Below are 25,784 nucleotides of genomic sequence, written 5' to 3' on the forward strand. Positions count from 1 at the left end.
TCTGAGGGCCAATCCAGTCGCCATGAAGTGCCAATCGAGGTGAAGTGGCTATGACCAGCCTCGTCCGAGGCGCACAGCTCGGCCGGATGCTCGGGCAGTGGCACGCGCTGCCGGGCCGCCGCCGCAGCCCCGACTACGTCGCCCTGGCCGGGGCGGTGCGCGGGCTGCTCGCGGACGGCCGGCTGCCGCTGGGCGTACGACTGCCGGCCGAGCGGGAGCTGGCCGAGGCGCTGCGGGTCAGCCGGACCACCGTCACCGCCGCCTACCGGGAACTGCGGGAGAGCGGGCACCTGAACAGCCGCCGGGGCGCCGGCAGTTGGACCACCCTGCCGGACGGGCACCGGGTGGCCAGTTCGGGACTCTGGACCCCGCAGGACGACCTGGACATGATCGACCTCGGCTGCGCCGCGCTGGCCGCCCCGGCGGCACTCGCCCCGGCCGCCCGGGCCGCCGCCGAGGACCTGCCGCGCTATCTCGGCGGCGCCGGATACCACCCGACCGGGATCGTCGAGCTGCGCGCGGCGGTGGCCCGGTCGTACACCCAGCGTGGCCTGGCCACGAGTCCTGAGCAGATCATGGTGACCAACGGGGTGCAGCACGCTCTGGACCTGGTGCTCCGGCTCGCGCTGCCGACCGGCGGCAGCGTACTCGTGGAGTCGCCGACCTATCCCAACGCGCTCGCCGCGCTCGCCGCCCGCCGCGCCCGGATCGCCACCCACGGCCTGGCCACCGAGGGTACGGGCTGGGACGCCGACCTGCTGCTGGGCAGCTTCCGGCAGACCCGTCCCCGGCTCGCCTACCTGATCCCCGAGTTCCAGAATCCCACCGGTCACCTGATGCCGGCCGAGCTGCGCGAGCGGGTGGTGGCGACCGCGCACGCCAGCGGCACCGACCTGGTGGTCGACGAGTCCTTTGTGGACCTTGCTCTGGACGGCACCGAGGTGCCCCCGCCGACGGCCGTCTTCGACCGGCACTCCCGGGTCGTCACCATCGGCGGGATGAGCAAGCCGTACTGGGGCGGCCTGCGGATCGGCTGGATCCGTGCCTCGGCACCCCAGGTGCAGCGGCTGGCGGCGGTCCGGGTCGGGGTGGACATGGCCGGTCCGGTGCTGGACCAACTGGTCGCGGTGCGGCTGCTCGCCGACGCCGAGACGATCGTGGCGGCCCGCCGGGTGGAGCTGGCGGCCCAGCGCGACGCCCTGCTGGCCGCGCTCCGGGCGGAGCTGCCCAACTGGCGGGTGCGTACTCCGGCGGGCGGGGTGACGCTCTGGGCGGAGCTGGACGGACCGATCGCCAGCGCGCTCGCCCGGGCGGCCGAGGAGGTCGGGGTACGGCTCGCGCCCGGCCCCCGGTTCGGCCTCGACGGCACCCTGGAACGATTCCTCCGGCTGCCGTTCACGCTGCCCGCCGCCGAGCTGACCGAGGCGGTACGCCGGATCGCGGCGGTCCGCTACGACATCGACCGGGCAGAACGCCCGCTCTGGCGGGAGCCCGTGGTGATCGCCTGACCGCCTGGCGGATCCGGCCGGGCGGCGCACCCTGCCGGGGTGTCCGGCCGGCCGGCCTGCGATCATCGGCCGGGTGACCATGATCGACAAGGTTGCCTGGATCCGGCTGGAGGAGGGCCGGATCCTCAGCTCCCGTTCGCACGGCAAGGACGTCTACTACCTCCCGGGCGGCAAGCGGGAGCCCGGCGAGACGGACCTCGAAACCCTGGTGCGGGAGATCGAGGAGGAACTCAGCGTCGCGATCGTTCCCGGCACGGCCGAGCCGGCCGGCGTCTTCGAGGCGCCGGCACACGGCCATCCGGCCGGTACGGTCGTCCGGATGACCTGCTACGCGGCGGACTACCGGGGCGTGCTGCGACCGGCCAACGAGATCGCCGAGATCGTCTGGCTGGGCTATGCCGACCGGCACCGGGTCTCTCCGGTCGACCAGGTCATCTTCGACCACCTCCACGGCACCGGCGAACTTCGCTGACCCCGCCGATCCGGCACACACCTCCCCGGGATCCGCCCGGTGCCGCGTGGCGGGTGCGTGCCGCGACGCGACGTGGCGGGTGCCGCGGGTACCTCGCCGGTGTCCCGGCCGCCCGGTTCGTCGGTCAGGCGGAGTAGCCGGCCCGGGGGACGGTGACCAGGCTGGGCAGGCGCAGCCGGGACGTCGGGGTGGCCGCCAGGCTGGCCCAGACGATCTTGCCATCGGTGCCGGGCAGTACGCCCCAGGTCGCGGCCGACCGGGTCACCATGGCCAGCCCGCGACCGCGTACGGCCAGCGGCTGCCGCGAATCCGGGGCCGCCTTCCGCCGGGGCAGCGCCGGTATGCCGGGGTGCCGGTCCGCGACCGCGATCCGGAGCCGCTGCCGGTGGTGGCAGAGGGTGAGGTCGATGTCGGTGCCGGCATGCTCGACGGCGTTCGCCACGAGTTCGGAGGCGATGAGTTGGGCGTCCTCGGTGACGTCGGAGAGCCGCCACCGCTCGCAGCACTCCCGGACCAGTCCGCGCGCCACGCTCACCGCCTGGGGCACCGGCGCCAGCCGGCAATGGGCCTGGCGGGCGCGGGCCGGAACGGGATAGGGCCGGACCCGGCCGAGCGCCTCGGTGAGCCGGGGATAGAGCCGGATCCGCCGGGTCGGCAGGCGGCGGACCAGCACGGTCAGCGCCGAGGCCGGCGCGCAGACCAGCACGGTGATGCCGCGCCGGCACGACTCCCGGAGCATCACCAACGCCGGCAGCAGGGTCGGCAGCAGCTTGTCCGGAGCGATTCGGGTGCAGTCGACGGCCACGTACGGCGGGTGGTGCGCGGCGCACCGCGAGATCGCCCGCTGCAGTGTGTACGCCTGGGCGACGCTCCACCGGCCCGCCATGGTGATCACCAAGGCGCCGGTCTCCACGTGCGCTGCCACCGTGGTCACCATCACCGGAACCCCCTAGCCGCCCGCGTACCGCCACGACCGGCCACCCGACTCGGCCCGCCGTGCACCTGACCCTGTTCTTACCCCGGTGACGCCCCGGTGAAGCAGCCCGGATGTCACCTTGTCCAGCGGGTAGCCGAGGCCGGACAGCAGGTAGCGCTCCGGACGGCAGGGCCCCTCGGAGCAGCACCGGACCGCCGCGCGATCGCGGGTCGCGCGGCGGTCCGGTTGGGGTGCCGGATCCGATCCCGGGGGGAGGGGTCGGATCTCGGACGGGCTCAGATCTGGGCGAGGGTGCCCTGGTACATCTGGTCGATCTCCGTCTTGAAGCTGCTCTCCACGGCACGACGCTTGATCTTCATCGACGGCGTCATCTCGCCGTCCTCGACGGTCAGGTCGCGGGTCAGCACCGTGACCTTCTTGATCGTCTCCCAGCGGTTGAGCTTCTGGTTCAGCTCGGCGACGTAGCCGTCGACCAGGGCGCGCACCTCGGCCGAGCCGACGATCTCGGCGTACGGGCGGCCGGCGAGGGGACCACCGGCGGCCCAGGTGGCGATCGCGTCGGCGTCCAGGGTGACCAGCATGGTGCAGTAGTTGCGGGCCTGTCCGATCACCACCACCTGTGAGGTGTACGGGCAGAGCGCCTTGAACATGCCCTCGATGTGCGACGGCGAGATGTACTTGCCACCCGACGTCTTGACCAGGTCCTTCTTCCGGTCGGTGATCTTCAGGAAGCCGTCGCCGTCGAGTTCGCCGATGTCACCGGTCCGGAAGAAGCCGTCCGGGGTGAACGCCTCGGCGGTCTCCGCGGGCAGGTTGTGGTAGCCGCGCATCACCGGCATGCCGCGGAGCAGGATCTCGCCGTCGGAGTCGATCCGGCACTCCAGGTCGCCCATGGCCTTGCCGACCGTGCCGATCTTGAGCGCTCCGGGTCGGTTGACGAAGTTTCCGGCACTGGTCTCGGTCAGCCCGTACCCCTCGGAGATCGGCAGGCCGGCCGCGGCGAAGAAGTGCGCGATCTCCTGGCTCAGCGGCGCGGCGCCGGAGACGAGTACCCGGATCCGGCCACCCAGCCGGGCCTGGAGCTTGCTGAAGACCAGCTTCTCGGCGAGCCCGTAGCGTAGCCGCAGCCCGGCCGAGACCGGCTTGCCGGCCTGCTCCAGCGACACCTTGTGCTTGCCGGTCCGCACCGCCCAGGCGAAGATCTTCGCCTTCGCACCGCCTCCCGTCTGCGCGGTGGTGACCGCCCGGTTGTAGACCTTCTCGAAGATCCGGGGCGCGCCGCACATCAGCGTCGGCCTGACCACGCCGAGCAGCTCGACCAGCCGGTCGAGCCGGCCGTCGACGTAGGTCGGCATGCCCACGTGGATCACGCCGCAGATCAGCGTCTTGCCGAACGAGTGCGACAGCGGCAGCCAGAGATATTGCAGGTCCTCCGCCTTGATCAGCCCCAGTTGCGCCTGGGCCACGCCCTCCCAGCACCACCCGGCGTGCAGCAGTTCGACGCCCTTGGGCCGGCCGGTGGTGCCGGAGGTGTAGATCAACGTGGCCAGGTGGTCCTGGTCGATCTCGGCCACCACCCGCTCAATCAGATCCGGGTCGTTCTCCAGGGCCAGCGCGCCCTGCACCTCAAGATCGGCGAGGGTGAGCTGCGGCGGGGTGGCGGCCGGGTCGGCGGGTCCGTCGATCAGTACGACGTGGGTCAGCGCCGGCAGCTCCACTCCGGCGATCTTGGCGGCCTGGTCGGCGTTCTCGGCGATCAGCACCTTGGAGCCGGAGTCCGCGATGATGAAGGCGGTGTCCTCCGGCTCGGTGGTCGGGTAGACCGTGGTGGTCGCGCCACCGGCGCACATGATGCCGAGGTCGGCGAGGACCCAGTCGAGCCGGGTGTTGGCCAGGATTGCCACCCGGTCCTCGGAGCTGACGCCGAGGCCGCGCAGCCCGGCGGCGATGGCCTTCGCGCGCTGGCCGACCTGCGCCCAGCTCAGCCAGACCGGGCCGGAGTCGTCCGGAGCGGGGTGGGCGAATGCGTCCCGGTCGGGGGTGGCCGAGACACGCTTCAGGAACATGTCGGGGATGGACCGGTAGGGGACGTCGAGTGCCATGGCGGGGGGTGCCTCCGGGATATCGTCGCGTGACGGTGATCACGTTAAATCGCGGTTACCAGAGAGTATTGGGTGCCCCCGCGCCTCGGCTAGTGCCGATCGGTCCGGCTGCCCTTACCGATCGGGCCGCGTCGACGGCCCCGGACCGGGTCGACGCCGCCCACCTCGCCCTTTCCGGGGGCCAGCCGGGATCGGGTCCGAGTGGCAAACCCGAAATTTCCGGGTACGTCTCTAAGCTATCGAGGCGTCGGCCCAGGTCGGCCGGACAGGAAGCGCCGCCGGACCAGGGCGCGGAGGTCATCAACCACGGGTGAGGGTCATCAACCATGGGTCATGCAGGGCCGGTCATGGGAAGTCCCGGTCGCGGCGACGCGGCGCCGGGCCATGTCATCCACCTTCCGGTTGCCGTACCCACTTTGCAGGCCGCCACCGAACTGGCCGCGCGGCTGACCGAGTCGCTGGCCTTCCTGCCGGAACTCGACGCCGGTGAGGTCACGGTCTCGGCCGAGGACGCGCAACACGAGCGGTACCGGGTGTTCTGCGACCGGTTGTTGCTCGGCACCGGCCGGTGCGGCGAGCGGGAGGGGCACCGGGGCGCCTGTGTCGCCGGCCCGCCGGCCGCGGCCGGGGCGACGAGCGGGCGCCGGGCACTGATCGACGCGACCTCGGGTTGGGCCGGGGCGGTGCCGCCGGCCGGATGACCGCCCGGGCGCGGGACCGCCGAGGGGTCAGGCCCAGGGCACGGTACGCAGGTCGCCCAGCTCGGCCACCGCGACCCGGTCCTCGACCGCGAGTACGCCGACCATCCGTTCGGCCTCCGGAATCGTCACGTGCCGACCGAGCGAGGCGCCCGCCTCCGGATCCGGCGTCTCCAGCCAGAGCCTCCGCTCCGCCCACCGCATCTGCACGATCCCGCCGGAGCGGCCGAGGAAGGAGGCCCAGGCACCGGTGCGGACCGGCATCCGGCGCAGCAGGTCGACACTCTCCCGGGGGGTGAGTGGCACGCCCTGGTATTCGTGCCCCGCCGGATGCTCCCAGGTCGCCTCCACCAGCCCGCCGTCGCCGCCGACCCCCGACGCGCCGTCGGGTCCGTCCGGCGCCGTGCCGGCGGCACCGCCGGACCGGAGCTGCCGGACCAGGGTCATTCCGGCGTACCGGTCGACCCGGGAGTCGGGCCGGTCGGGGGCGGCGAAGGAGCCGACCAGGGTGTCCCAGTCCCGCCGCACGCTGAGGGTAGCGCCGTCCAGCGTGATGCCGAGCCGGGTGCCGGCGGGCAGCCAGGGAAGATAGAGACTTGCCAGCCGGGTGGCCGAGATCGGCCCGGTGGTCGGGGCGTACACCCCGCGCCAGGCGTCGGGGACCTCGATCTCGACGGTGACGTCGTCGTCGACCGGGGGCGGGAAGGCCGCCAGCCGGCCGGTACGGCGCCGCTGCCAGGTCAGCGGGACCCGGATCCGGGCTCCGGTGTCCCCGGCCCAGTCCACCGGCAGGTCGTGCTCGCGCAGTGCCGCCGCCACCTCCGCGCCGATCTCCGCCGACGGCGGCTGCTCGAAGAGCCCGTACGCGACCCAGACGGCCTCGCCGTCGGCGCCGCGCTCCGCGTCCTGCTGGTGGTAGAAGGCGTACCCGCGCGGCGTCTCGCCGTCGGCGACCTCGGCGCCGATCTCGGCGAGGCCGCAGTTCTGGCAGCAGGTGAAGTTCTCCCGGGCGACGATCCCGGCCGCGTCCAGGGCCCGGAAGGCGAGAGTGAGCCGGTCGCTGTCGGTCGGCTCCGGCCAGCCGGCCTGCGCGGCGGCGTGCGCGGCCAACTCCGCGGCGGCCACCTCCCGGGCCAGCGCCTCGACCCGCACCGGATCGTATTCGTCGTCCAGGTATTCGACCGCACCCACCACGATCGCGTCGTACGGCAGCTCGCCGAGCGCGACGTGCCGCCGGACGTACTCCTCGACCAGGTGCCCGAACTCCTCGGCGTCGTCTCCAGGTTCCACGGCCGGGAACGCTAACAGCACCCCCGGACAGCGGGGGACGGCCGACACCGGCCGCCCCGCCGACCCGGTCAGTCGTCGTCGCGGTCGTCGTCCCGGTCGCCGTGGTCGTCGTCCTCGTCGCGGTCGGTCTTGACGATCTCGCCGGTGGTCGCGTCCACGTCCACCTCGATCTCCCAGCCGTCCTTGACGAACTCGACGCTCCACACCGTCCGGCCGTGTTCCTGTTCCCGCTCGACCTCCTCGATCTGGCCGCCACCGGCGCTGGCCAGCGCGATCTGGACCGCCCGCGCCGAGTCGACCGATCCGGCCGGCGCGGCGCCGGTCGGGGCGGGCGAACCGGTCGGGGTGCCCGACGTCGTGCCGCTCGGCACCGTCGTCGGACCGCCGGTCGGGCCGGCACCGGGGGTACCCGTCGGGTCGGCGCCGGGCGTCGGTTCACCGGGCGCGGTGGTGGCGACGGCGCCGAACCCCTGCCGCTCGCCCTCCGCCGCGCTGGCCCCGATCGCGGTGCCCACGACGGCGGCCGCCGCCAGCGCGCCGCCGATGCTCAGGACCAGTGTCTTACGCCGCATCGCAGTCTCCTCCATCGTCGCGGAACACCTGTTCCGGATTTCTCGACAGAGCTTCGCCGGGATCGGGATAGCGGCGCGCTGTGCGAACGCTAAGCCCCGGTAAAGAGTGCGACCCGGGCCGGTGCCACCACCCTCGACCCGGCAAACACCGGCGGGCCTCGACCCGGCCGACACCGGCGGGCCTCGACCCGGCCGACACCGGCGGGCCGGGCCGGGTAGCCCCTTCAGCTCAGCGACGATGCGGTGGTGACCTGCGGGGAGCGGGGAACCGGCCGGCCGTCACCTCACGGTTGCGCCCGTTTCGGCAAGGTGAGAACTTCGGCTCCGTCGTTGGTGATGGCGATGGTGTGCTCACTGTGCGCCGTCCGACAGCCTGTCGCGCTTCGGAGTGTCCAGCCATCGGCATCGGTGACGAGCTCGGCGGTGTCCGCCATGACCCACGGCTCCAGCGCCAGCAGCAGTCCGGGGCGCAATCTGTATCCGCGACCGGGCCGCCCCGTGTTCGAGATGTGCGGGTCCTGGTGCATCGTCGATCCGACGCCGTGACCGCCGAACTCGGTGTTGATCGAATACCCCGCCGCACTGAGGACCGAGCCGATGGCATGGGAGATGTCACCGATGCGGGCTCCGGGGCCGGCCGCGGCTATCCCCGCGCTCAATGCGCGCTCGGTCGCGTCGATCATCGCAACGCTCTCCGAGGGCTTCGAGTCGCCCACGATGAAGCTGATGGCGGAGTCCGCGACGACTCCGCCCTTGGACACGGCGAGGTCGAGCGACAGCAGGTCGCCGTCGGCGAGCGGGTAGTCGTACGGCAGTCCGTGCAGCACGGCATCGTTGACCGACGTGCAGATGTAGTGCCCGAACGGCCCGCGCCCGAAGGACGGCTCGTAGTCGACATAGCAGGACAGCGCCCCGGCCTCGGCGATCATGTCCCTGGCCCACCGGTTGATGTCCAGGAGGTTCGTGCCGAACGTGCTACGGCTCTTCAGGGTCTGCAGGATGCCGGCGACCAGGGCACCTGTCTCCTTCGCTCGTGGCAGTTCCGTCGGGCTCAGGATCTCGATCATCTGGCGCCTTCCTCGCGCGACCAATAACTATCCCGGCCATATTATCCCGGTACTAGAATTGGAGCCATGGTCAGGTTGCCGCTCACTCCCGCAGAGGTCGAGCGCGGGCAGCGCCTCGGCGCCCTGCTGCGTCGCGCCAGGGGCGGACGCTCGATGCTCGATACCGCGCTGGACGCAGGTGTCTCGCCGGAGACCCTTCGGAAGATCGAGTCTGGTCGGGTGGCCACCCCTGCCTTCCCGACCATCGCGGCGATCGCCGATGTCCTCAGCCTTTCCCTCGATGTGGTCTGGGCTGAGATCAACCAGCCCGACGGTGGTGCCGAATCGTCGAGTTCCAGCCCTCGCGCCGCGTGACCGCTCGGCCTCGTGGAGGCCACACTCTCCGCTACCGGAGAGAGATCGTGTCGGCGCAGATCTCAATCAACGTCCCCGGTCAGGACAGCTAGGTCAGCTCGGTGCTGTCCCGGACGGCGACTGGCGGGCGGCGAGCGGCGGGCCGAGGACGACCGCCACCCGGGCGCCGCCACCGTCCGCGTCAGACAGCTCGAACCGGCCGCCGCTGGCCCGGGCCGCCCGGCGGGCGATGTCCAGGCCCAGCCCGGTGGAGCCGGCGGCACTCGCCCCACGTCGTACCAGCCCGGCTTGGTCGAGCGGGGTCGAGGCGGGACCCACCAGGGCCGGTGGCAGTCCGGAGCCGCTGTCGGTGACCGTCAGCAGCGCACCGCCGCCGGGGCGCGGCGCCAGCGCGACGGTGCAGCCGGTCCCGTCCGGGGTGTGCGCGAAGACGTTGCCGAGCAGCGCGTCCAGCACCGCCGCCAGCTCGTCGGCGGGCAGCCGTACCGGAAGCGGGCGATCGGCCAGGTCGAGGCCGAGCGACCGTCCGGTGTCCTCGGCCAGTACGGTCCAGAACGCGACCCGCTCCCGGACCACCGCCGTGGCGTCGCAGACCGGCTCGGTACCGGTGTCGGTGCCCCGGCGCCGGGCCTGCCGGATCAGTCCGGTCACCGCCCGCTCCACCGCGTCGACCCGTTCGGTGATCCGGGCCGCCTCCCCGGGGTCGGCCAGCGACTCGGACTCCAGCCGCAGCGAGGTCAACGGGGTACGCAGCCGGTGCGACAGGTCGGCGAGCTGTTCGCGTTCGTCCCGCAGCAGCTCCTGGATCCGGGTGGCGAGGTGGTTGAGCGCGCCGGCCACCGCGCGCAGCTCCGCCGGCCCGGACGGGGTGGCCCGGGCGGTCAGCTCCGCGCCGGCCAGTCGGTGCGAGACAGCCGACAGCTCGGTGATCGGGGCGGTCAGCGACCGGGCCAGCCGGTCGGCGACGGCGAGGCCGAGCAGCAGCAGCGCCACCCCGAGCGCGGCCAGCACCAGCCAGGAGCGGTAGACGCCGTGGGTCAACTCGTCGGCGGAGACGAAGGTACGGATCACCGCCGTACCGTCCGGACGGCCCTGCACGGCGACCAGGATCTCCCGGCCGTCCTCCCGGGCGACGGTGAGGCTCTCGCCCCGGGCGGCCAGCTCCACCCCGTCCGTCAGCGGCGCGCCGTCGCCGAGCACCGCGCCGTCCGGCAGGAAGACCGTGACCGGCCGGTCGGCCGCGGCACCGACCTGCTCGGCGGCGAGCCGCAGCCCGTCCTGGCCGGCGGTGCCGACCAGCGGGACCAGCGCCTGCACGTCGGCGGTGGCGGCCACCACCGCCCGGTCGGCGGCAACCCCGCGCAGCAGCACCGCGAGCGGGACCAGGAAGGCCAGCAGCACCAGGCCGGTGGTGGCCGCGACGAGCAGGGTCAGCCGGCGCCTCACGACGGAGTCCCGGGTACGTCGAGCCGGACCCCCACCCCGCGCACGGTGTGCAGGTACCGGGGCTGTTGCGCGGTCTCGCCGAGCTTGCGGCGCAGCCACGACAGGTGTACGTCCACCGTCTTGTCCGCGCCGCCGTAGGGGAGCTGCCACACCTCGGTCAGCAGTTCCCGCTTGCTCACCACCCGACCGGCCCGAGCGGCCAGGTGGTGCAACAGGTCGAACTCCCGGGGCGTCAGCTCCAGCGGTGCGCCGGCCAGGGTCGCCTGCCGGGCCGCCGGATCGACCCGCAGTTCCCCGACGGTCAACACCGCCGGGCCGTTCGCCGGGCCGGCGCCACGGCGCAGTACCGCCCGGATCCGCGCGTCGAGTTGGGCGGCGGTGAACGGCTTCACCACGTAGTCGTCGGCGCCGGCGTCCAGCCCCCGGATGATCTCGGCCTCCTCGTCCCGGGCGGTGGCGATGATCACCGGGGTGCTGTTCACCGCGCGGAGCATCCGGAGCAGCTCCAGCCCGTCCAGGTCGGGCAGCCCGAGGTCGAGTACGACGAGGTCGGGCCGGTCGTCGAGGATCCGTTGCAGCCCGGTCATCGCGGACTGCACCGCGGCCACCGCGTGCCCCCGGTCGCGCAGCGCGTGCAGCAGCGGGGTACGGATCGCCGGGTCGTCCTCGATCAGCAGTAGGCGCGCCACACCCGGCACGGTAACCCGGAAACGCCCACCGGTACCCGGTCGGCGGTGCCGTGGCGGCGGGACGGGGTGGGCGTATGCCACGTCGCCGACCGTCCCGCCGGACACCCACCGGCAGCGCGCGGTGCCGGCGGAACGGGTCCGTTAACGGTCCCTTAGGGTCCGCCGGCGCCGGTCTTAACGCGGCGGCGGGCATCATCGGAGGATGCGTCGACGTACCCTGCTCGCCGTCGCCGGCTGGCTGCTCGCCGCGCTGGTCGCGACCGGCACCGGGCTGGCGGCCGTACAGGTGATCGGGGCCGGGCTGACCGGGCCGGCGGGTGAGGTGCGCAGTCCGGACGAGGTGGCCCGGGCACTGGCCGCCACCCCGCCGCCGTCCGCCCCGGGCGCTGTTCCGCCGGGCGGTCCGACGCCGTCCGGCGGCACCGCCAGCGTGGCCCCGACGCCCTCCGCCGCACCGGGCTCGCCGGCCGGCGCGGACGACGCGCGCCGGCTGGTCTCCACCCCCGGGGGTACGGTGGTGGCCGAGTGCGACGGCCGGCGGGTGTGGCTGACCGCCTGGACCCCGGCCCAGGGCTACCGGGTCGGCGAGGTCGAGCGTGGCCCGGACGACGACGCCGAGGTGACCTTCCACGGCTCGGGTGGACGGATCGAGGTCGAGGTCGAGTGCGTGGCCGGCAGGCCGGTGCCGACCTGGAAGTCGCACGGCGACGACGACTGACCGCACCGGTCGCGCCGCGACTGACCGCACCGGTCGCACGGCGGGCCGGCTCAGCGGTAGCGGCCCGCCCCGAGTGACCAGTCGTAGCTGCCCCGGATCCAGGCTCGGCGGGCGGTGACGAACCGGAGGGTGTCCGGGTCTCCGCCGGCCAGCAGTTCGGACTCCAGCCTCAGGTACGCCCGCAGCCCGGCGTTGAACCGGCGGGCCGCGTCGAGGAGTCCGGCGTGTTCCTCCCGCCCCGCCTCCCGGGCCAGTACGACGATCAGGTTGTGCCCGTCCCGCCCCTGCCGGCGTTCCTTGGCGTACGAGAAGACGTCGTTGCACCAGCAGACCAGGTCGGCGGCGAGGTCGTCGAGCTGGGACGCGTCCAGGTCGGCCTGGCAGATGGCTTCGGCCAGTCCGCCGTACGCCAGGTCGGTGAGGGTGAAGCTGGGGCGTACCCCGCCGGTGTGCCGGCGCATCTGGAGGTACTCGGCCACCGCCGGTACCCGGTCCCGTTCCCGGTTCGCCGCCTCCCAGAGCAGTGCCAGCAGGTAGTCCCGCATCTGGGCGGCGAACCGGAGCAGCAGCCGGGGCGGGCCGTGTGCGCGCACCCGTCGGCAGAGGTCGTGCAGGCCGGCGGCGGTCGGGTCGGCGACGGTGGCCGAGCCGGGCGGTGCCGGCCCGCCGCGCAGGTCGAGTACGTCGAGCAGTTGCCCGACGACCGGGGCGAGCCGGCCCGGGTCGTCGCCCAGCCCGTCGTCGTCGCAGCGGTCGTCGAAGGTGAACAGCCAGGTGAACAGGTCGGCCAGCAGCCGGAGCTGCTCGGGTCGGGCGTCCGGGCAGGCCCGGCCGGCCAGGTCGGCCGCGTTCGCCCGGTCCAGCCGGCGGGCCGCGGCGGAGCTGCCGACCAGGCCGAGTTCGGTGGCCCACCGGGTCGACTGCGGCCGGATCTCCCCGACGTGCGCGCTGACCCGTTCCGGGAAGGGGGGCCGGGTCAGCCACGCCAGGGCGAAGGCGCGCATCGGCACGTCCGGCCGCCCCGTGGGTCAGAGTCCGAGTTTCGCGGTCCGCAACCGCTCGGTGAGTGCGGGGGGACCGACCAGTTGCACCCGGGCGACGCGCTGCCGGCCGAACAGGAACATCAGCAACTCGCCGGGCGAGCCGACCATCCGGAGCTGCTCGCCGCCGGCTCCGGCGGTCGTCTCGCCGTGCTCCGGTGCCTGGATCAGCAACGCGGCCGGAAACCGGCGCAGCGACATCCGGGCCATCGTCGGGACGCGCTTCCAGAGCGCGGCCCGCTGCCCGGCCGGAAGCTGCCGGGGCTGCCAGTCGGGCCGGGCCCGCCGGACGTCCTCGTGGTGCACGAAGAACTCGATCAGGTTCGCCAGCTCGTCGACCGGCGGCAGCGTCATCGGGCTCCACCGGGGCGGATGCCGGACCAGCTCGACCAGGTCCGGGTACGGCTTGCCGGCCACCGCCGCCTGGACCCGTGCCCCGTGCCGCCGCAACGGCGGGAGCAGCAGGCCGGCCGCCGCGTCCGGGCGGCGCTCCCGGACCACCAGGTGTGCGGCGAGGTCCCGGGCGGCCCACTCCGGGATGATCGTGGGCGCGTCCGGCCCGATCGCCAGGAGGAGATCGGCCAGCGACTGTCGCTCCGTGTCCGCGTAGCGGGGCATGCCTTGATCGTAAATGCTGATCCGGTCGACCGGCGCGTCATGGCCCGACCGTCTCCGCCCCGCGCGCGGTCCGGCACCGGGGACCAGGTTGTGACAGCAGACACAATCAGGGCCGAGTCGGTATCACCCACGCCAATCGGTTCGTCATCCCCGCGCCTGATCAGTAAGGATGAGCTGGACGCAGGAGGCTTACGGCGGGGGACAGCGTGGCGGGCAAGACAAGCCGGGACATACTCATCCGGGGGATCAGGGTCCTCGGCTACGCGGTCCGCGACGAGCCAAGGATCTTCGCGGTCGCCGTCGGCGGCAGCGTCCTCTACAGCCTGTTGATCATAGCCGGCGCGTACGTGGTCGGCGCCGTCGTCGGCGACGTGGTGGTGCCGTCGCTGGAGACCGGCCGGGCCGACCTGGCCGCGGTGCTGCTCGGCGCCGCCGCGCTGCTCGCGGTCAGCCTCGGCCGGGTACTCGGCATGTTCGGCCGCCGGCTCGGCGCCGGATTCATGCAGTACCGGTTGCAGGCCAGCTACCGACGCCGGATCACCCGCCGCTACCTGGAACTGCCGCTGTCCTGGCACCACCGGCATGCCACCGGCACGCTGCTGTCCAACGCCAACTCCGACGTCGAGGCGGCCTGGTTCCCGATCGCGCCGCTGCCGTTCGCGGTCGGCACCCTGGTGATGCTGGTCGCGGCGATGGGCTCGCTCTTCGTCACCGACTGGGTGCTCGCGCTGGTCGGCGTGGCGATCTTCCCCGCGCTGTTCGCCCTGAACGTCGTCTACTCCCGACGGATGGCACCCCGGCAGGCCCGGGCTCAGCAGATGCGGGCCGAGGTCAGCGCGATCGCGCACGAGAGCTTCGACGGGGCGCTGGTGGTCAAGACCATGGGCCAGGAGGCCCGGGAGACGGCCCGGTTCGCGGCCCAGGCCGGCGAGCTGAGGGACGCGCTGATCTCGGTCGGCCGGCTGCGGGGCGTCTTCGACCCGATGCTGGAGACCCTGCCCAGCCTCGGCACCCTGGCCGTGCTGCTGGTCGGCGCGGTCCGGTTGCAGCAGGGGGCGGTCACCATCACCGAACTGATCAGCGTGGCGTTCCTCTTCACCGTGCTGGCGTTCCCGGTCCGGGCGATCGGCTGGGTCCTCGCCGAGCTGCCGCGCAGCGTCGCCGGCTGGGACCGGTTGCAGTCCGTGCTCACCGCGACCGGCGAGATGCCGTACGGCGACACCACCCTGGACCGCCGGGACGGCCGCCCGGCCACCCTCGTCTTCGACCGGGTCACCTTCGGGTACGCGCCGGCCGAACCGCCGCCGGCGACCGCCCCCGCCGAGCCGGGCCTGGCCACCGAGCAGCCGGAGGCGGCGGCGCGGCCGACCGGGGCGGCACCGCCGACCGATCCGGCCTCCGCTGACCCGGTTCTCGTCGAACCGGCTCCGGCCGAGCCGCCGGCACCCGGGCCGGTGCCGGTGCTGCACGACGTCTCGTTCACCGTGCCGGCCGGCCGCACGGTGGCGCTGGTCGGGCCGACCGGCTCCGGCAAGTCGACGATCGTCTCCCTCGCGGTACGGCTGGTCGACCCGGACGCCGGCACGGTGACCCTGGACGGGGTCGACGTGCGCTCCCTCACCGCCGCCTCGCTCGCCGGCAACACCGCGCTGGTCGCCCAGGTGCCGTTCGTCTTCGACGACACCATCCGGGAGAACATCGCCCTCGGCCGGGACGGCATCACCGACGACGACGTCTGGGCGGCGCTGCGGCTGGCCGAGGCGGACGGCTTCGTGGCGGCCCTGCCGGAGGCGCTGGACACCCTGGTCGGGGAGCGCGGAGCGGCGCTCTCCGGCGGCCAGCGGCAGCGGCTCACCCTGGCCCGGGCGCTGGCCGGCCGGCCCCGGCTGCTGGTGCTGGACGACGCCACCAGCGCGGTCGACCCGAGGGTGGAGGCGGCGATCCTGGCGGCGCTGCGGGGCGGGCGGTCGGAGCCGACCGACTCCGACGGCGCGCCGGGACCGGGGGCCTCGATCCTGGTGGTGGCGTACCGGCGGGCGACGATCGCGCTGGCCGACGAGGTGGTCTACGTCGAGCACGGCCGGGTGGTCGGCCGGGGCACCCACGCCACGCTGCTGCGTACCACACCCGGGTACGCGGCGCTGGTCACCGCGTACGAGCGGGCCGAGGCGGAGCGGGAACGGGAGCGGTCGTACGAGGATCCGGCGACCCCGCGAGGCGAAGAGGTGGACGCGTGAGCACGACCACGGCCGGGGCGGTGCCGGAGCGGGCGGAGAGCGCCTGGGGGACGTTCCGGCGAGGGCTGGCGCTCTCCCCGGAGCTGCGTACCGGCCTGGCCGGCACCCTCGGGCTGGCCCTGGTCTCGATGGTCGGCCGGGCCGCCGTACCGGTGGCGATCCAGCAGGGCATCGACCGTGGGCTGCGTGCGCCCGGCGGGCCGGACATCGGGGTGGTCGGCATCGTGGTCGCGGCCACCGCGGCGGTGCTGGTGGTGACCACGATCTGCGGTTACCTGATGATGCGCCGGCTCTTCACGGTCAGCGAGACGGCGCTGGCCGGGGTACGGGTGCGGGCCTTCCGGCACGTGCACGACCTGTCGACCCTGCACCAGCAGGCGGAGCGGCGCGGCTCGCTGGTCTCCCGGGTCACCAGCGACGTGGACCAGATCACCCAGTTCCTCCAGTGGGGCGGGGTGATCCTCCTGATCAACCTCGGTCAGGTGGTGGTGACGACCGTGGTGATGGCGGTCTACTCCTGGCAGTTGACCCTGGTGGTGTTCGGCGCGTTCATCCCCGCCCTGGCGGTGATCCGGGTGTTCCAGAAGCGGCTCGCCGCCGCGTACGGGGTGGTCCGGCAGCGGCTCGGCGCGATGCTGGCCGCGGTCTCGGAGAGCGTGGTGGGCGCGCCGGTGATCCGGGCGTACGGGGTCTCCGGCCGGACCGCCGAGCGGCTGGACCGGACCATCGACGCGCAGCGCCGGGCCCAGCAGCGGGCCATCCGGACCAGCGTGGTCAGCTTCTCGACCGGCGAGATCGCCGCCGGGCTGGCCCTGGCCGGGGTGGTGGTGCTCGGCGTCAAGCTGGGTGTCGACGGCTCGCTGGGGATCGGCGAACTCACCGCCTTCCTCTTCCTGGTCACCCTCTTCATCCAGCCGGTGCAGATTGCCACCGAGGTACTCAACGAGGCGCAGAACGCGGTGGCGGGCTGGCGGCGGGTGCTGGACGTACTCGACGTGGCGCCGGACGTGGCGGACCCGGGCGAGCAGGGCGTCGACCTGCCGGCCGGGCCGATCGACATCCGCTTCGCCGGCGTCGACTACCGCTATCCGGGCGGCCCGCCCGTGCTGGTCGACGTCACCGTGGACATCCCGGCCAAGACCCGGGTCGCGGTGGTGGGCGAGACCGGCAGCGGCAAGACCACCTTCGCGAAGCTGCTGACCCGGTTGATGGACCCGTCCGACGGGGCGGTGCTGCTCTCCGGGGTGCCGCTGGACCGGGTGCGGTTCGGCTCGCTGCGCTCCCGGGTGGTGATGGTGCCGCAGGACGGCTTCCTCTTCGACTCCACGGTGGCGGAGAACGTCCGGTTCGGCCGGCCGGAGCTGACCGACGAGGAACTGGCGCTGGCCTTCACCGAGATGGGCCTCGGCGACTGGGTGGAGGGGCTGCCGCTCGGGCTGGCGACGCCGGTGGGGGAGCGCGGCGAGGCGCTCAGCGTGGGCGAGCGGCAGTTGGTCGCGCTGGCCCGGGCGTACGTGGCCGACCCGGACCTGCTGGTGCTGGACGAGGCGACCAGTGCGGTCGACCCGGCCACCGAGGTACGCCTGCAACGCACCCTGGACGCGGTGACCCGGGGCCGGACCACGGTGGCGATCGCGCACCGGCTCTCCACCGCACAGGCCGCCGACGAGGTGATCGTGGTGGACCGGGGCCGGATCGTGCAGCGCGGGCCGCACGAGGAGCTGGTCAGCGACCCGGGTTCGGTCTACGGCCTGCTCTACGCGTCCTGGCTGGAGCAGACCCGGTGAGGAGCGGCGAGGAGTGCCGGCGACGAGATGGACGCCGCCTGCGCGATAGGTTAGCCTCCCCTTACTAAGGTCAGGCTAACCCGTCGGAGGTCGACGTCATGCAGCCCAGCTCCGCGGAGGTGGCCCGTACCCTGGCCGCCGGTCGGCTCCCCGGCACCGCCCAGGCCGCGTACCGGCCCGGGCCGCACCAGGTCCGGCACGCCACCGATTCGTCCGGCCGGGTACTGCTGCTCGTCTCGATCGTCAGCGACCTGGCCGCGGCCCTCCGGCCGACCAGGGACAGCCGGGGCACCGCGCTGGTACTCGACGTCCGCGACCTGCCGCCGGCCGCCGGAGCGCCGCCGCTCGGCCGGGTCTGGATCTCCGGCTGGCCGGAGCCGCTCGCCGGTGCCGAGGCGCGGCAGGCGGCCGTCGACTTCGCCGAGGTGATCCCGACCGGAGACCTGCTGGACGTCGGCCGGGGGTTCACGCTGTACCGGTTCGAGCCGGCGGAGATCCGGCTGGAACGTGCCGGCACGGTGCGGCACGTCGAACCGGCCGAGTACGCCGCCGCCGAACCGGATCCGCTGCACGCGATGGAACGGGACCTGCTGGCCGACCTCGCGGACCACCACGGGCCGGAGATCGCCGCCTTCCTCCGGCGCCAGCTCGGCGACCTCGTACCGCCGGGCGGTGCGGACGAGCCGCCGCCCCGGGTGCTCCGGCTGGACCGGTACGGCATGGTGGTGGCGCTCGGCGGACGCGGTACCCGCTGCCGGGCCCGGCTCGCCTTCCCCCGCCCGCTCGCCGGCCAGGCGGAACTGGTCGAGCTGCTGCATCCGGTGCTCTGCCGGCGGCGGCACCAGGCGCAGCGCCCGGACCGGGAGTGTCCGGTGGCCAGCTCCGCCGACCAGGCGTGGTCCGACCGCTGACCTCGGGATCCAGCCGCGCCGCTACGGCCCGCCCGGTGTGCCGGGTTCGGCCGGCCGGCCGGTGAGCCGGGTGAGGTCCCCGGTCAGATAGCGCTGCACGTTCGGCCCGACCGCCGCGACCACGACGTCCGGTGGTGCCGAGGCGAGCGGCTCCAGCCGCAGGATGTACCGGGCCATGACCAAGCCGGCCATCTGGGTGGCGACCAGCGACGAGCGCAGCGGCGCCTCGGCCGGGTCGATCTCGAGCAGCCCGGTCGCCCGGCGGAGCACCTGGGTCTCCAGGAACTCCCGGAGCAGCCGGGCGGTCCACTCGTTGTTCACCGCCGACCGGAACAGCGCGACCCCGGCCGTACCGGCGGGGGAGTCCCAGACCCGCAGGAACGTCCGGACCAGCCGCTCGCCGATCCCGTCGAGCCCACCGGCGGCGATCTGCGGCAGCAGCTCCTGCGGGTCGAACGGGATGTCGATGGTGGCCAGGAAGAGCTGGTCCTTGGTGCCGAAGTAGTGGTGCACCAGCGCCGGGTCGACTCCGGCGGCGGTCGCGATGGCCCGGATCGAGGTGTGGTCGAAGCCGCGTTCGGCGAACGCCTCCCGGGCGGCTCTCAGGATCCCCTCCCGGGTGTCGGGGTTGCCCGGTCGCCGTCCGCTCCGTCGTGCCATCGCCGTCCTCGTGCTCCTTCCTCCGGTGCCGGCCGGCGCCGCCCGCGGCGGGCGCCGACCGGCGACCCGGACCGTCAGCCGGTGCGCCGCCGCAGCGTGCCCGCGGCGAGCACCAGCGCGACGACCACCGCCGCGGCCACCACCGCCACGTCGCGCCACATCGTGCCGGTCGGCTCGGCGTGCGCGCCGACCTCCTGTAGCGCCTCGACGGCGTACGACAGGGGCAGGACGTCGCTGATCGCCTGTAGCCAGCCGGCCATCTGGTCGCGGTTGACGAACAGACCGCAGAGCAGGATCTGCGGGATCACCACGACCGGCATGAACTGTACGGCCTGGAACTCGGTCTGGGCGAAGGCACTGCAGAAGAGACCCAGTGCCACCCCGAGTACGGCGTTGACCACCGCGATCAGCACCACCAGTCCGGCGTTGCCGGCGGTGGAGAGGTCGAACAGCCAGTACGCCGCGCCGGCCCCGACGCCGGCCTGGACCGTGGCGGCGAGCCCGAACGCGAGGCCGTACCCGAAGAGCAGGTCCAGTTTGCCCAGCGGGGTGGTGAGCAGCCGCTCCAGCGTGCCGGAGGTGCGCTCGCGGAGCATCGCGATACTGGTGACCAGGAACATGATCACGAACGGGAAGACGCCGAGCATGACCAGGGCCATCCGGTCGAAGACGGTCGGCTGTCCCGGCGGCGCGGGCTGGTCGCCGAACATGTGGTAAAGGAGCGTGAGCAGCACCACCGGCACCACCAGCAGCATCGCCACCGTACGCCGGTCGTGCCGCAGTTGGCGCAGGATGCGGCCGGTGGTGACGGCGAGAATCCGCGGGCTCATCGGGTCGAGCTCCCGTCGCCGGTGCGGGCCAACCGGTCCTGGTCGGCCAGCTCGTTCGCCCGGATCAGCCGCAGGAACGCCTCCTCCAGGTCGTCGGTGCCGGCCGCCGTGCGTACCGCCGGCACGGTGTCGTCGGCGATCAGCCGGCCCTCCCGGATCAGCATCAGCCGGTCGCACCGGGCCGCCTCGTCCATCACGTGGCTGGAGACCAGCAGCGTGGTGCCCTCGGCGGCCATCGCGTGGAACCTCTGCCACAGCTCGGCCCGGAGCACCGGGTCCTGGCCGACCGTCGGCTCGTCCAGGATCACCACCTCGGGGCGGCCGACCAGGGCGCAGGCCAGTGAGGCCCGGCTGCGCTGACCGCCGGAGAGGGTCCCGACGAGCTGGTCGGCCGCGTCGGCCAGGCCGACGTCGGAGATCGCCCGGTCGGAGTCGGCCCGGCCGAGGCCGTGGAGCCGGCCGAAGTAGCGGGTGTTCTCCCGGACGGTCAGGTCCGGGTAGACGCTCGGCGCCTGGGTCAGGTAGCCGAGGCGCCGCCGCAGGCCGCGGGTGCCGGCCGGCTCGCCGAGCACGGTGACGGTGCCGCCGGACACGATCTGGACGCCGACGATGGCCCGCAGCAGCGTGGTCTTGCCGCTGCCGCTCGGGCCGAGCAGGCCGGTGACGCTGCCGCGCGGGACGGTGCAGTTGATCCGGTGCAGGACCTGCCGCTTCCCGCGGGTCACGACGAGGTCGCGGACCTCGATCGCGGTCTCCATGGCGCCTCCCTCAGAAACTCATCAAGTGTTGAAATCAACGCTAGTTGAAATCTTGGTCGCGGACAATCGCCGGTCGGCGACCGGACCGCTCCGTCCGTCCTGATCGGTCCTGCCGCACCGGCCACGGCGCACGACCGGCCCACCGCGACCGGGTCGACCGGGGTCGGCCGGTTTCCCGGCGGCCGGAGGCCGGGTATCGGTCCGGGATGGCCGGGACGATGCTGGGCTGGAAGCCTGGTCCGGGCGGACGGAACGTACGGCGGACGGAGCGGAAACGATGCGGAAGCGCAGGATCGGTGCCATCGGGCCGGAGGTCTCGGCGATCGGGCTCGGCTGTATGGGGATGAGCATGGCGTACGGGGCCGCGGACGACGAGGAGTCGACCCGGACCCTGCACCGCGCCCTCGACCTGGGCGTCAACCATCTGGACACCGCCGACATGTACGGGCGGGGGCACAACGAGGAACTACTCGGCCCGGTGGTGCGCAAGCGCCGCGACGAGGTGTTCCTGGCCACCAAGTTCGGCCACCGGTCCACCGGCCAGGGCAGTACCACCGCCTCGCCGGGGGCGTACGTCGACAGCACCGGAGAGTGGGCCCGCGAGGCGTGCGACGCCTCGCTGGCCCGGCTCGGGGTCGACACGATCGATCTGTACTACCTGCACCGGCGCAATCCGGCCACGCCGATCGAGGAGACCGTCGGTGCGATGGCGGACCTGGTGGTGGACGGCAAGGTCCGGTTCATCGGGCTCTCCGAGGTGAGCCCGGCGACGCTGCGGGCCGCGCACGCGGTGCATCCGGTCGCGGCGGTGCAGATGGAGTACTCGCTGTTCAGCCGGGACGTCGAGCGGGAGATGCTGGCGACCTGCCGGGACCTGGGCGTGGCACTGGTGGCGTACTCGCCGGTGGGTCGGGGACTGCTCACCGGGACGATCGGCAGTCGGGAACAGCTCGACGCCGAGGACTTCCGCAACCGGGTGCCCCGGTTCGCCGAGGAGAACCTCGGTGCCAACCTGGAGTTGGTCGACCGGGTCCGGGCGGTGGCCGCCGAGATCGACGCCACCCCGGCACAGGCGGCGCTGGCCTGGCTGCTCGCCCAGGGCGACGACATCCTGCCGATCCCGGGCACCAAGCGGGTGCGCTATCTGGAGGAGAACGCCGCCGCCGTGGAGCTGCGGCTCACCGGCGACCAGGTGGCTCGGCTCTCCGCCGCGGTACCGGTCGGCGCGGCGGCCGGCGAGCGCTACCCGGAGCAGTCAATGCGATTTATCGGCAGATAACGGACGAAACGCCCAGGCAATGCATGATCGGGCGTTGCGTCATGATCGGACCTGCGGCACGATGACGCCGTGGATCACGGTCCGTTACGGCAACTCGGGTTCCTCGACGACTGGACGGACCGGTTGCGCCGGATGCCCGGCCCGCCCGTCGTCGGGGTGCTGCTGCGCGGCAGCTACGCCCGGGGCGCCGCCACCCCGTACAGCGACGTGGACATCGATGTCCTGGTCAGAGGGGGACCGTACGCCGCGTACCGGGCCTTTCTGGTGGAGGCGGGCGACCGGCTGACCCACCTCTCGGTCGCCGTCCGGGACGTCGAATCCTGGCTCGAACGCCTCGACCGGCCCGCCGAATGGTCCTTCGGACTGCCGGTCGTCGCGCCGGTACGGTTACTCTGGGCACACGACGCCTGGCGCTCGTCCGTCGACGTGACCGAGATCCGCCAGCGCCCCGCCGACCCCGATCTCGAGGAACTGGTCGCCGCGCTCGGCAAGGTCGGCGGGGCCCGCGCGAGCGGTGCCGAGTACGACGCCCGGCTCGCCGCCGCCGAACTGGCCCGGCGCTGCCCGTCGGTGCTCCGGCTCGCCAACCCGGCGGTCACGGTGGCCAGCCGACGGGACGCGCTGGCCGCCGCGCTGGAGCTGCCGGTCGCGCCGGACGGCTACCGCGACGACATGCTCAGCTGCCTCGGGCTGCGCCCCGACACCCTGCCCCGGCTGCACGCCGCCGCGTACCGCCTGGTCGCCGGCACGGTGGCGCTGGCCCGCCCGTACGCCGAGCAGTTGGTCGAGGTGGTCGGCGCGGATCTCGCCGCCGCCCTGCGCGACGGCCGGCTCGACCGCTACGTCGCCCAACTCGCCGGCCCGGACCCGACCGGGGCGGGCACCCCGCCAGGGGCAGGCGGCCCGCCGGGCGGCGTGGCGCGGGCCACTTCGGGGGGCGGGAGCGGGGACGGGTGGACGGTTCCGGTGCCGCGTGCGAAACAATCGGGAACTATGCCCGTACCCGATCTCTCCCCGGTGACCGCGCCCGGGCCGGCGCCGAGCGGCCCCGCGCGGCCCTCGGCCCTCGATCCGGCGATCGCCGCGCGCCTGCGCCGCACCCCCGACGGACTCGTCGCCGCCGTGGTCCGGGCGCACGGCACCGGCGACGTGCTGATGGTCGCCTGGATGGACGACGAGGCGCTGCACCGCACCCTCACCACCGGCCGGGCCACCTACTGGTCGCGCAGCCGGCGGGAATACTGGGTCAAGGGCGAGACCTCCGGCCACCACCAGTACGTCCGCTCGGTCGCGCTGGACTGCGACGGCGACGCCCTGCTGGTCAGCGTCGACCAGGTCGGCGCGGCCTGCCACACCGGAGACTGGACCTGCTTCTCCGACGAACTGCCGGTCAGCGGCGCGACCTCCGCCGGGCCGACGACATGACCGAGGCTGGGGCGGTGACCCGATGACCACCGGAGCGGTGAGCCCGGACGAGGCGACCTTCCGGGAGCTGGCCCGGACCCGGCGGGTGGTGCCGGTGGTCCGGCGGCTGCTCGCCGACGGGGAGACCCCGGTGGGGGTCTACCGCAAGCTGGCCGGCGGGCCGGGGACGTTTCTGCTGGAGTCGGCGGAGCAGGGGGCCGGCGCGGCCGGGATCGCCTGGTCGCGCTACTCCTTCGTCGGGGTACGCAGCGCCGCCACCCTGGTCGAGCGGGACGGCCAGGCGCACTGGCTCGGTACGCCCCCCGCCGGCCTGCCGACCGGCGGCGACCCGATGGCGGCGCTGCGGGCCACCGTGGCGGCGCTGACCGGCCCGGCCGTCCTCGGTCCGGTCGGATCCGAGCGGGACTCCAGGCCACCGCTGCTCGGCGGCATGGTCGGCTACCTCGGCTACGACGTCGTACGCCGGTTCGAGCGGCTGCCGTCGCTGACCGAGGACGACCTGCGGCTGCCCGAACTGGGCATGATGCTCGCCACCGACCTGGTCGTGCTGGACCACTTCGACGGCTCGGCGATCCTGGTGGCGAACGCCCTGCTGCCGGCACCGCCGAGCGGCGTCGTCGACGGCGCGACGGGCCGTGCCGCCGCCGACGGCGGTGGGCGAGCCGATGCCGCCGCCGACGGCGGTGGTCGAGCCGATGCCGTCGCCGACGACCCGGAGCGGGCGGCCCAGGTGACGGCGGCGTACCACCAGGCGGTCGGCCGGCTGGACGCGATGACCACCGCGCTGTCCCGACCGATCCCGCCGATGATCGCCACGGTCGACCGGCCCTCCCCGGGCGAGGTGTTCAGCCGCACCGCCGAGGGGGAGTACCCGAAGGCGGTCGAGGTGGCCAAGGAGGCGATCCGGGCCGGCGAGTGCTTCCAGATCGTGCTGGCCCAGCGCTTCGAGCGGGAGACCGCGGCCGACCCGCTGGACGTCTACCGGGTGTTGCGGGCCACCAACCCGAGCCCGTACATGTATCTGCTCCGGTTCGACGACTTCGACATCGTCGGGTCGTCCCCGGAGGCGCACCTGAAGGTCAGCACCGGCGCCGACGGTCAGCGCCGGGCGATGTTGCACCCGATCGCCGGCACCCGGCCCCGGGGGAGCAGCCCGGCCGACGACGGCCGGCTGGCCGCCGAGCTGATCGCCGACCCGAAGGAGCGGGCCGAGCACGTGATGCTGGTCGACCTGGGCCGCAACGACCTCGGCCGGGTCTGCCGGCCGGGCACGGTCGAGGTGCCGGAGTTCGCCACCATCGAGCGGTACAGCCACGTGATGCACATCGTCTCCACCGTGGTGGGGACGCTGCGGGAGGATCAGACCGCGTTCGACGCACTGGCCGCCACCTTCCCGGCCGGTACCCTCTCCGGCGCACCCAAGGTGCGGGCGATGGAGATCATCGAGGAGTTGGAGCCGACCCGTCGCGGCCTGTACGGCGGCACGGTCGGCTACTTCGGCTTCGGTGGCGACCTGGACATGGCGATCGCGATCCGGACCGCGCTGATCCGGCACGGTCGGGCGTACGTGCAGGCCGGTGCCGGGATCGTCGCCGACTCCGACCCCGCCGCCGAGGACCGGGAGACCCGGAGCAAGGCGGCGGCGGTACTGGCCGCGATCGCGGCGGCCGAGACACTGCGACCGGCCCGGTGAACACCGACCGGGCCCGGGCGGCAGGGCGGCGAGAGTTGACGTACACCGTGCTGCTCTGCCTGCTCGGTGCCGGCCTGGCGGTCTTCGCGGCGACCCGGACCTGGTCCGTCGAGCTGACCGCCCGCCCGGCGCCGCTGCCGCCCGGCCGGGTGACCCGGACCGGCGGCGACCTGCTGCCCTGGCTGCCGGCGCTGGCCCTGGTCGGGCTGGCCGCCGCCGGAGCCGTGCTCGGCACCCGGGGAATCGGGCGCCGGCTGGTCGGCGGGCTGCTGGCGTTCCTCGGTGTCGGCGTGGCGGCCGGTGCCGGCTACGCCGGGTTCGGCACCGGCGGCGAGGTGAGTGCCGGCTGGCCACTGCTCTGCGTGCTGGGCGGCCTGCTGGCCGGCGCGGCCGGCGGCTTCACGGCGGTGCGGAGCGGTGGATGGCCGGTGATGGGTGCCCGCTACGAGCGGGCCCGGCCGGCCGGGGCGGGCCGGGAGAGTCCGGTGCTCGCCTCCGACGGCCGGGTGGACGGCCGACGGACGACGGCCGCCTGGGACGCGCTGGACCGGGGCGAGGACCCGACGGTCAGCTGACCGGCTGCCGGGCGGCGGTCGCACCGCGTCGCGCGGCGCCGCGGTGGGTGGTCGGGCCGGGTACCGCCGCGGTGCGGGTGACCCGGCCGCCGGCCGGGCGTGCGGAGTTGCCGCGTGC

24 protein-coding genes and 1 pseudogene are annotated in these 25,784 nt (G+C 73.9%); 13 read left to right on the forward strand and 12 right to left on the reverse strand.

The window, feature by feature from the left end:
* Window positions 1-50: 50 nt before the first annotated feature.
* On the forward strand, window positions 51-1,508 hold the full coding sequence (locus ACQEVC_RS20075) for a PLP-dependent aminotransferase family protein (protein ID WP_432879667.1): 1,458 nt from the start codon (window positions 51-53) through the stop codon (window positions 1,506-1,508).
* Window positions 1,509-1,581: 73 nt separating this feature from the next.
* Entirely contained in the window at window positions 1,582-1,980 is a 399-nt protein-coding gene (locus tag ACQEVC_RS20080) for an NUDIX hydrolase (RefSeq protein ID WP_432879669.1), read from the forward strand.
* A gap of 124 nt (window positions 1,981-2,104) precedes the next feature.
* Here ACQEVC_RS20080 and ACQEVC_RS20085 read toward each other — a convergent pair whose 3' ends face one another.
* On the reverse strand, window positions 2,105-2,905 hold the full coding sequence (locus ACQEVC_RS20085) for an ATP-binding protein (RefSeq protein ID WP_432879671.1): 801 nt from the start codon (window positions 2,903-2,905) through the stop codon (window positions 2,105-2,107).
* A gap of 287 nt (window positions 2,906-3,192) precedes the next feature.
* Window positions 3,193-5,019, reverse strand: coding sequence for an AMP-dependent synthetase/ligase (locus ACQEVC_RS20090; RefSeq protein ID WP_432879673.1), 1,827 nt, complete (start codon window positions 5,017-5,019; stop codon window positions 3,193-3,195).
* A gap of 347 nt (window positions 5,020-5,366) precedes the next feature.
* On the opposite strand from ACQEVC_RS20090, the gene ACQEVC_RS20095 reads away from it, so the two are divergent.
* Entirely contained in the window at window positions 5,367-5,720 is a 354-nt protein-coding gene (locus tag ACQEVC_RS20095) for a hypothetical protein (protein ID WP_432879676.1), read from the forward strand.
* A 27-nt stretch (window positions 5,721-5,747) separates the two neighbouring features.
* On the opposite strand, the gene ACQEVC_RS20100 is transcribed toward ACQEVC_RS20095, so the two are convergent.
* From ACQEVC_RS20100 to map, 3 genes are all read right to left on the reverse strand, one after another.
* The gene (locus ACQEVC_RS20100; RefSeq protein WP_432879679.1) at window positions 5,748-7,007 is read right to left on the reverse strand and encodes a DUF6891 domain-containing protein; all 1,260 of its coding nucleotides are present in this window, start codon (window positions 7,005-7,007) and stop codon (window positions 5,748-5,750) included.
* A 68-nt stretch (window positions 7,008-7,075) separates the two neighbouring features.
* Window positions 7,076-7,579 (reverse strand): PepSY domain-containing protein, encoded by a 504-nt coding sequence (locus ACQEVC_RS20105; protein WP_432879681.1) that lies wholly within the window; start codon window positions 7,577-7,579, stop codon window positions 7,076-7,078.
* 284 nt (window positions 7,580-7,863) lie between these two features.
* Window positions 7,864-8,646, reverse strand: coding sequence for a type I methionyl aminopeptidase (gene map, locus ACQEVC_RS20110; protein WP_432879684.1), 783 nt, complete (start codon window positions 8,644-8,646; stop codon window positions 7,864-7,866).
* 66 nt (window positions 8,647-8,712) lie between these two features.
* Between map and ACQEVC_RS20115 the strand changes: the two genes are divergently transcribed.
* The gene (locus ACQEVC_RS20115; RefSeq protein WP_346262527.1) at window positions 8,713-9,000 is read left to right on the forward strand and encodes a helix-turn-helix domain-containing protein; all 288 of its coding nucleotides are present in this window, start codon (window positions 8,713-8,715) and stop codon (window positions 8,998-9,000) included.
* Window positions 9,001-9,093: 93 nt separating this feature from the next.
* Here ACQEVC_RS20115 and ACQEVC_RS20120 read toward each other — a convergent pair whose 3' ends face one another.
* The gene (locus ACQEVC_RS20120; RefSeq protein ID WP_432879689.1) at window positions 9,094-10,446 is read right to left on the reverse strand and encodes a sensor histidine kinase; all 1,353 of its coding nucleotides are present in this window, start codon (window positions 10,444-10,446) and stop codon (window positions 9,094-9,096) included.
* On the reverse strand, window positions 10,443-11,135 hold the full coding sequence (locus tag ACQEVC_RS20125; RefSeq protein ID WP_432879692.1) for a response regulator transcription factor: 693 nt from the start codon (window positions 11,133-11,135) through the stop codon (window positions 10,443-10,445). Before ACQEVC_RS20125 ends, ACQEVC_RS20120 begins: the two co-directional genes overlap by 4 nt.
* A gap of 202 nt (window positions 11,136-11,337) precedes the next feature.
* Here ACQEVC_RS20125 and ACQEVC_RS20130 point away from each other — a divergent pair, with 202 nt between their 5' ends.
* On the forward strand, window positions 11,338-11,853 hold the full coding sequence (locus ACQEVC_RS20130; RefSeq protein ID WP_432879695.1) for a septum formation initiator: 516 nt from the start codon (window positions 11,338-11,340) through the stop codon (window positions 11,851-11,853).
* A gap of 50 nt (window positions 11,854-11,903) precedes the next feature.
* On the opposite strand, the gene ACQEVC_RS20135 is transcribed toward ACQEVC_RS20130, so the two are convergent.
* Window positions 11,904-12,857, reverse strand: a complete 954-nt coding sequence (locus tag ACQEVC_RS20135; RefSeq protein WP_432879698.1) for a terpene synthase family protein — start codon at window positions 12,855-12,857, stop codon at window positions 11,904-11,906.
* Window positions 12,858-12,881: 24 nt separating this feature from the next.
* The gene (locus tag ACQEVC_RS20140) at window positions 12,882-13,511 is read right to left on the reverse strand and encodes a TIGR03085 family metal-binding protein (RefSeq protein WP_432879700.1); all 630 of its coding nucleotides are present in this window, start codon (window positions 13,509-13,511) and stop codon (window positions 12,882-12,884) included.
* 206 nt (window positions 13,512-13,717) lie between these two features.
* Here ACQEVC_RS20140 and ACQEVC_RS20145 point away from each other — a divergent pair, with 206 nt between their 5' ends.
* The 3 genes from ACQEVC_RS20145 (at window position 13,718) to ACQEVC_RS20155 (ending at window position 18,446) form a co-directional block, all read left to right on the forward strand.
* Entirely contained in the window at window positions 13,718-15,748 is a 2,031-nt protein-coding gene (locus tag ACQEVC_RS20145) for an ABC transporter ATP-binding protein (RefSeq protein WP_432879703.1), read from the forward strand.
* The gene (locus ACQEVC_RS20150; RefSeq protein ID WP_432879705.1) at window positions 15,745-17,535 is read left to right on the forward strand and encodes an ABC transporter ATP-binding protein; all 1,791 of its coding nucleotides are present in this window, start codon (window positions 15,745-15,747) and stop codon (window positions 17,533-17,535) included. Before ACQEVC_RS20145 ends, ACQEVC_RS20150 begins: the two co-directional genes overlap by 4 nt.
* Before the next feature lie 98 nt (window positions 17,536-17,633).
* Window positions 17,634-18,446, forward strand: coding sequence for a DUF2470 domain-containing protein (locus tag ACQEVC_RS20155; RefSeq protein WP_432879708.1), 813 nt, complete (start codon window positions 17,634-17,636; stop codon window positions 18,444-18,446).
* A gap of 21 nt (window positions 18,447-18,467) precedes the next feature.
* On the opposite strand, the gene ACQEVC_RS20160 is transcribed toward ACQEVC_RS20155, so the two are convergent.
* The 3 genes from ACQEVC_RS20160 to ACQEVC_RS20170 all read right to left on the reverse strand — a co-directional run bounded on the left by ACQEVC_RS20160 (window position 18,468) and on the right by ACQEVC_RS20170 (window position 20,694).
* Window positions 18,468-19,106 (reverse strand): TetR family transcriptional regulator, encoded by a 639-nt coding sequence (locus ACQEVC_RS20160; RefSeq protein WP_432879710.1) that lies wholly within the window; start codon window positions 19,104-19,106, stop codon window positions 18,468-18,470.
* Window positions 19,107-19,180: 74 nt separating this feature from the next.
* Window positions 19,181-19,936 (reverse strand): ABC transporter permease, encoded by a 756-nt coding sequence (locus ACQEVC_RS20165; protein ID WP_432879713.1) that lies wholly within the window; start codon window positions 19,934-19,936, stop codon window positions 19,181-19,183.
* Window positions 19,933-20,694, reverse strand: coding sequence for an ABC transporter ATP-binding protein (locus tag ACQEVC_RS20170; RefSeq protein WP_432879715.1), 762 nt, complete (start codon window positions 20,692-20,694; stop codon window positions 19,933-19,935). The genes ACQEVC_RS20165 and ACQEVC_RS20170 overlap by 4 nt, the downstream gene beginning before the upstream one ends.
* Window positions 20,695-20,971: 277 nt before the next feature.
* Here ACQEVC_RS20170 and ACQEVC_RS20175 point away from each other — a divergent pair, with 277 nt between their 5' ends.
* The 5 genes and pseudogenes from ACQEVC_RS20175 to ACQEVC_RS20195 all read left to right on the forward strand — a co-directional run bounded on the left by ACQEVC_RS20175 (window position 20,972) and on the right by ACQEVC_RS20195 (window position 25,666).
* The gene (locus ACQEVC_RS20175; protein WP_432879718.1) at window positions 20,972-21,973 is read left to right on the forward strand and encodes an aldo/keto reductase; all 1,002 of its coding nucleotides are present in this window, start codon (window positions 20,972-20,974) and stop codon (window positions 21,971-21,973) included.
* Window positions 21,974-22,105: 132 nt separating this feature from the next.
* Window positions 22,106-22,729, forward strand: a pseudogene (locus ACQEVC_RS20180) (nucleotidyltransferase domain-containing protein); the annotation flags it as partial.
* A 237-nt stretch (window positions 22,730-22,966) separates the two neighbouring features.
* Window positions 22,967-23,398 carry a phosphoribosyl-AMP cyclohydrolase gene (gene hisI / locus ACQEVC_RS20185; protein WP_432891575.1) on the forward strand — a complete coding sequence of 144 codons (432 nt, stop codon included), beginning with the start codon at window positions 22,967-22,969 and terminating at the stop codon, window positions 23,396-23,398.
* A gap of 22 nt (window positions 23,399-23,420) precedes the next feature.
* Entirely contained in the window at window positions 23,421-25,091 is a 1,671-nt protein-coding gene (locus ACQEVC_RS20190; RefSeq protein ID WP_432879721.1) for an anthranilate synthase component I, read from the forward strand.
* Entirely contained in the window at window positions 25,088-25,666 is a 579-nt protein-coding gene (locus tag ACQEVC_RS20195; protein WP_432879723.1) for a Trp biosynthesis-associated membrane protein, read from the forward strand. The genes ACQEVC_RS20190 and ACQEVC_RS20195 overlap by 4 nt, the downstream gene beginning before the upstream one ends.
* Window positions 25,667-25,784 lie beyond the last annotated feature (118 nt).

This window comes from Plantactinospora sp. CA-294935, assembly GCF_050936445.1.
In the GTDB taxonomy this organism is placed as follows: Bacteria; Actinomycetota; Actinomycetes; order Mycobacteriales; family Micromonosporaceae; genus Plantactinospora.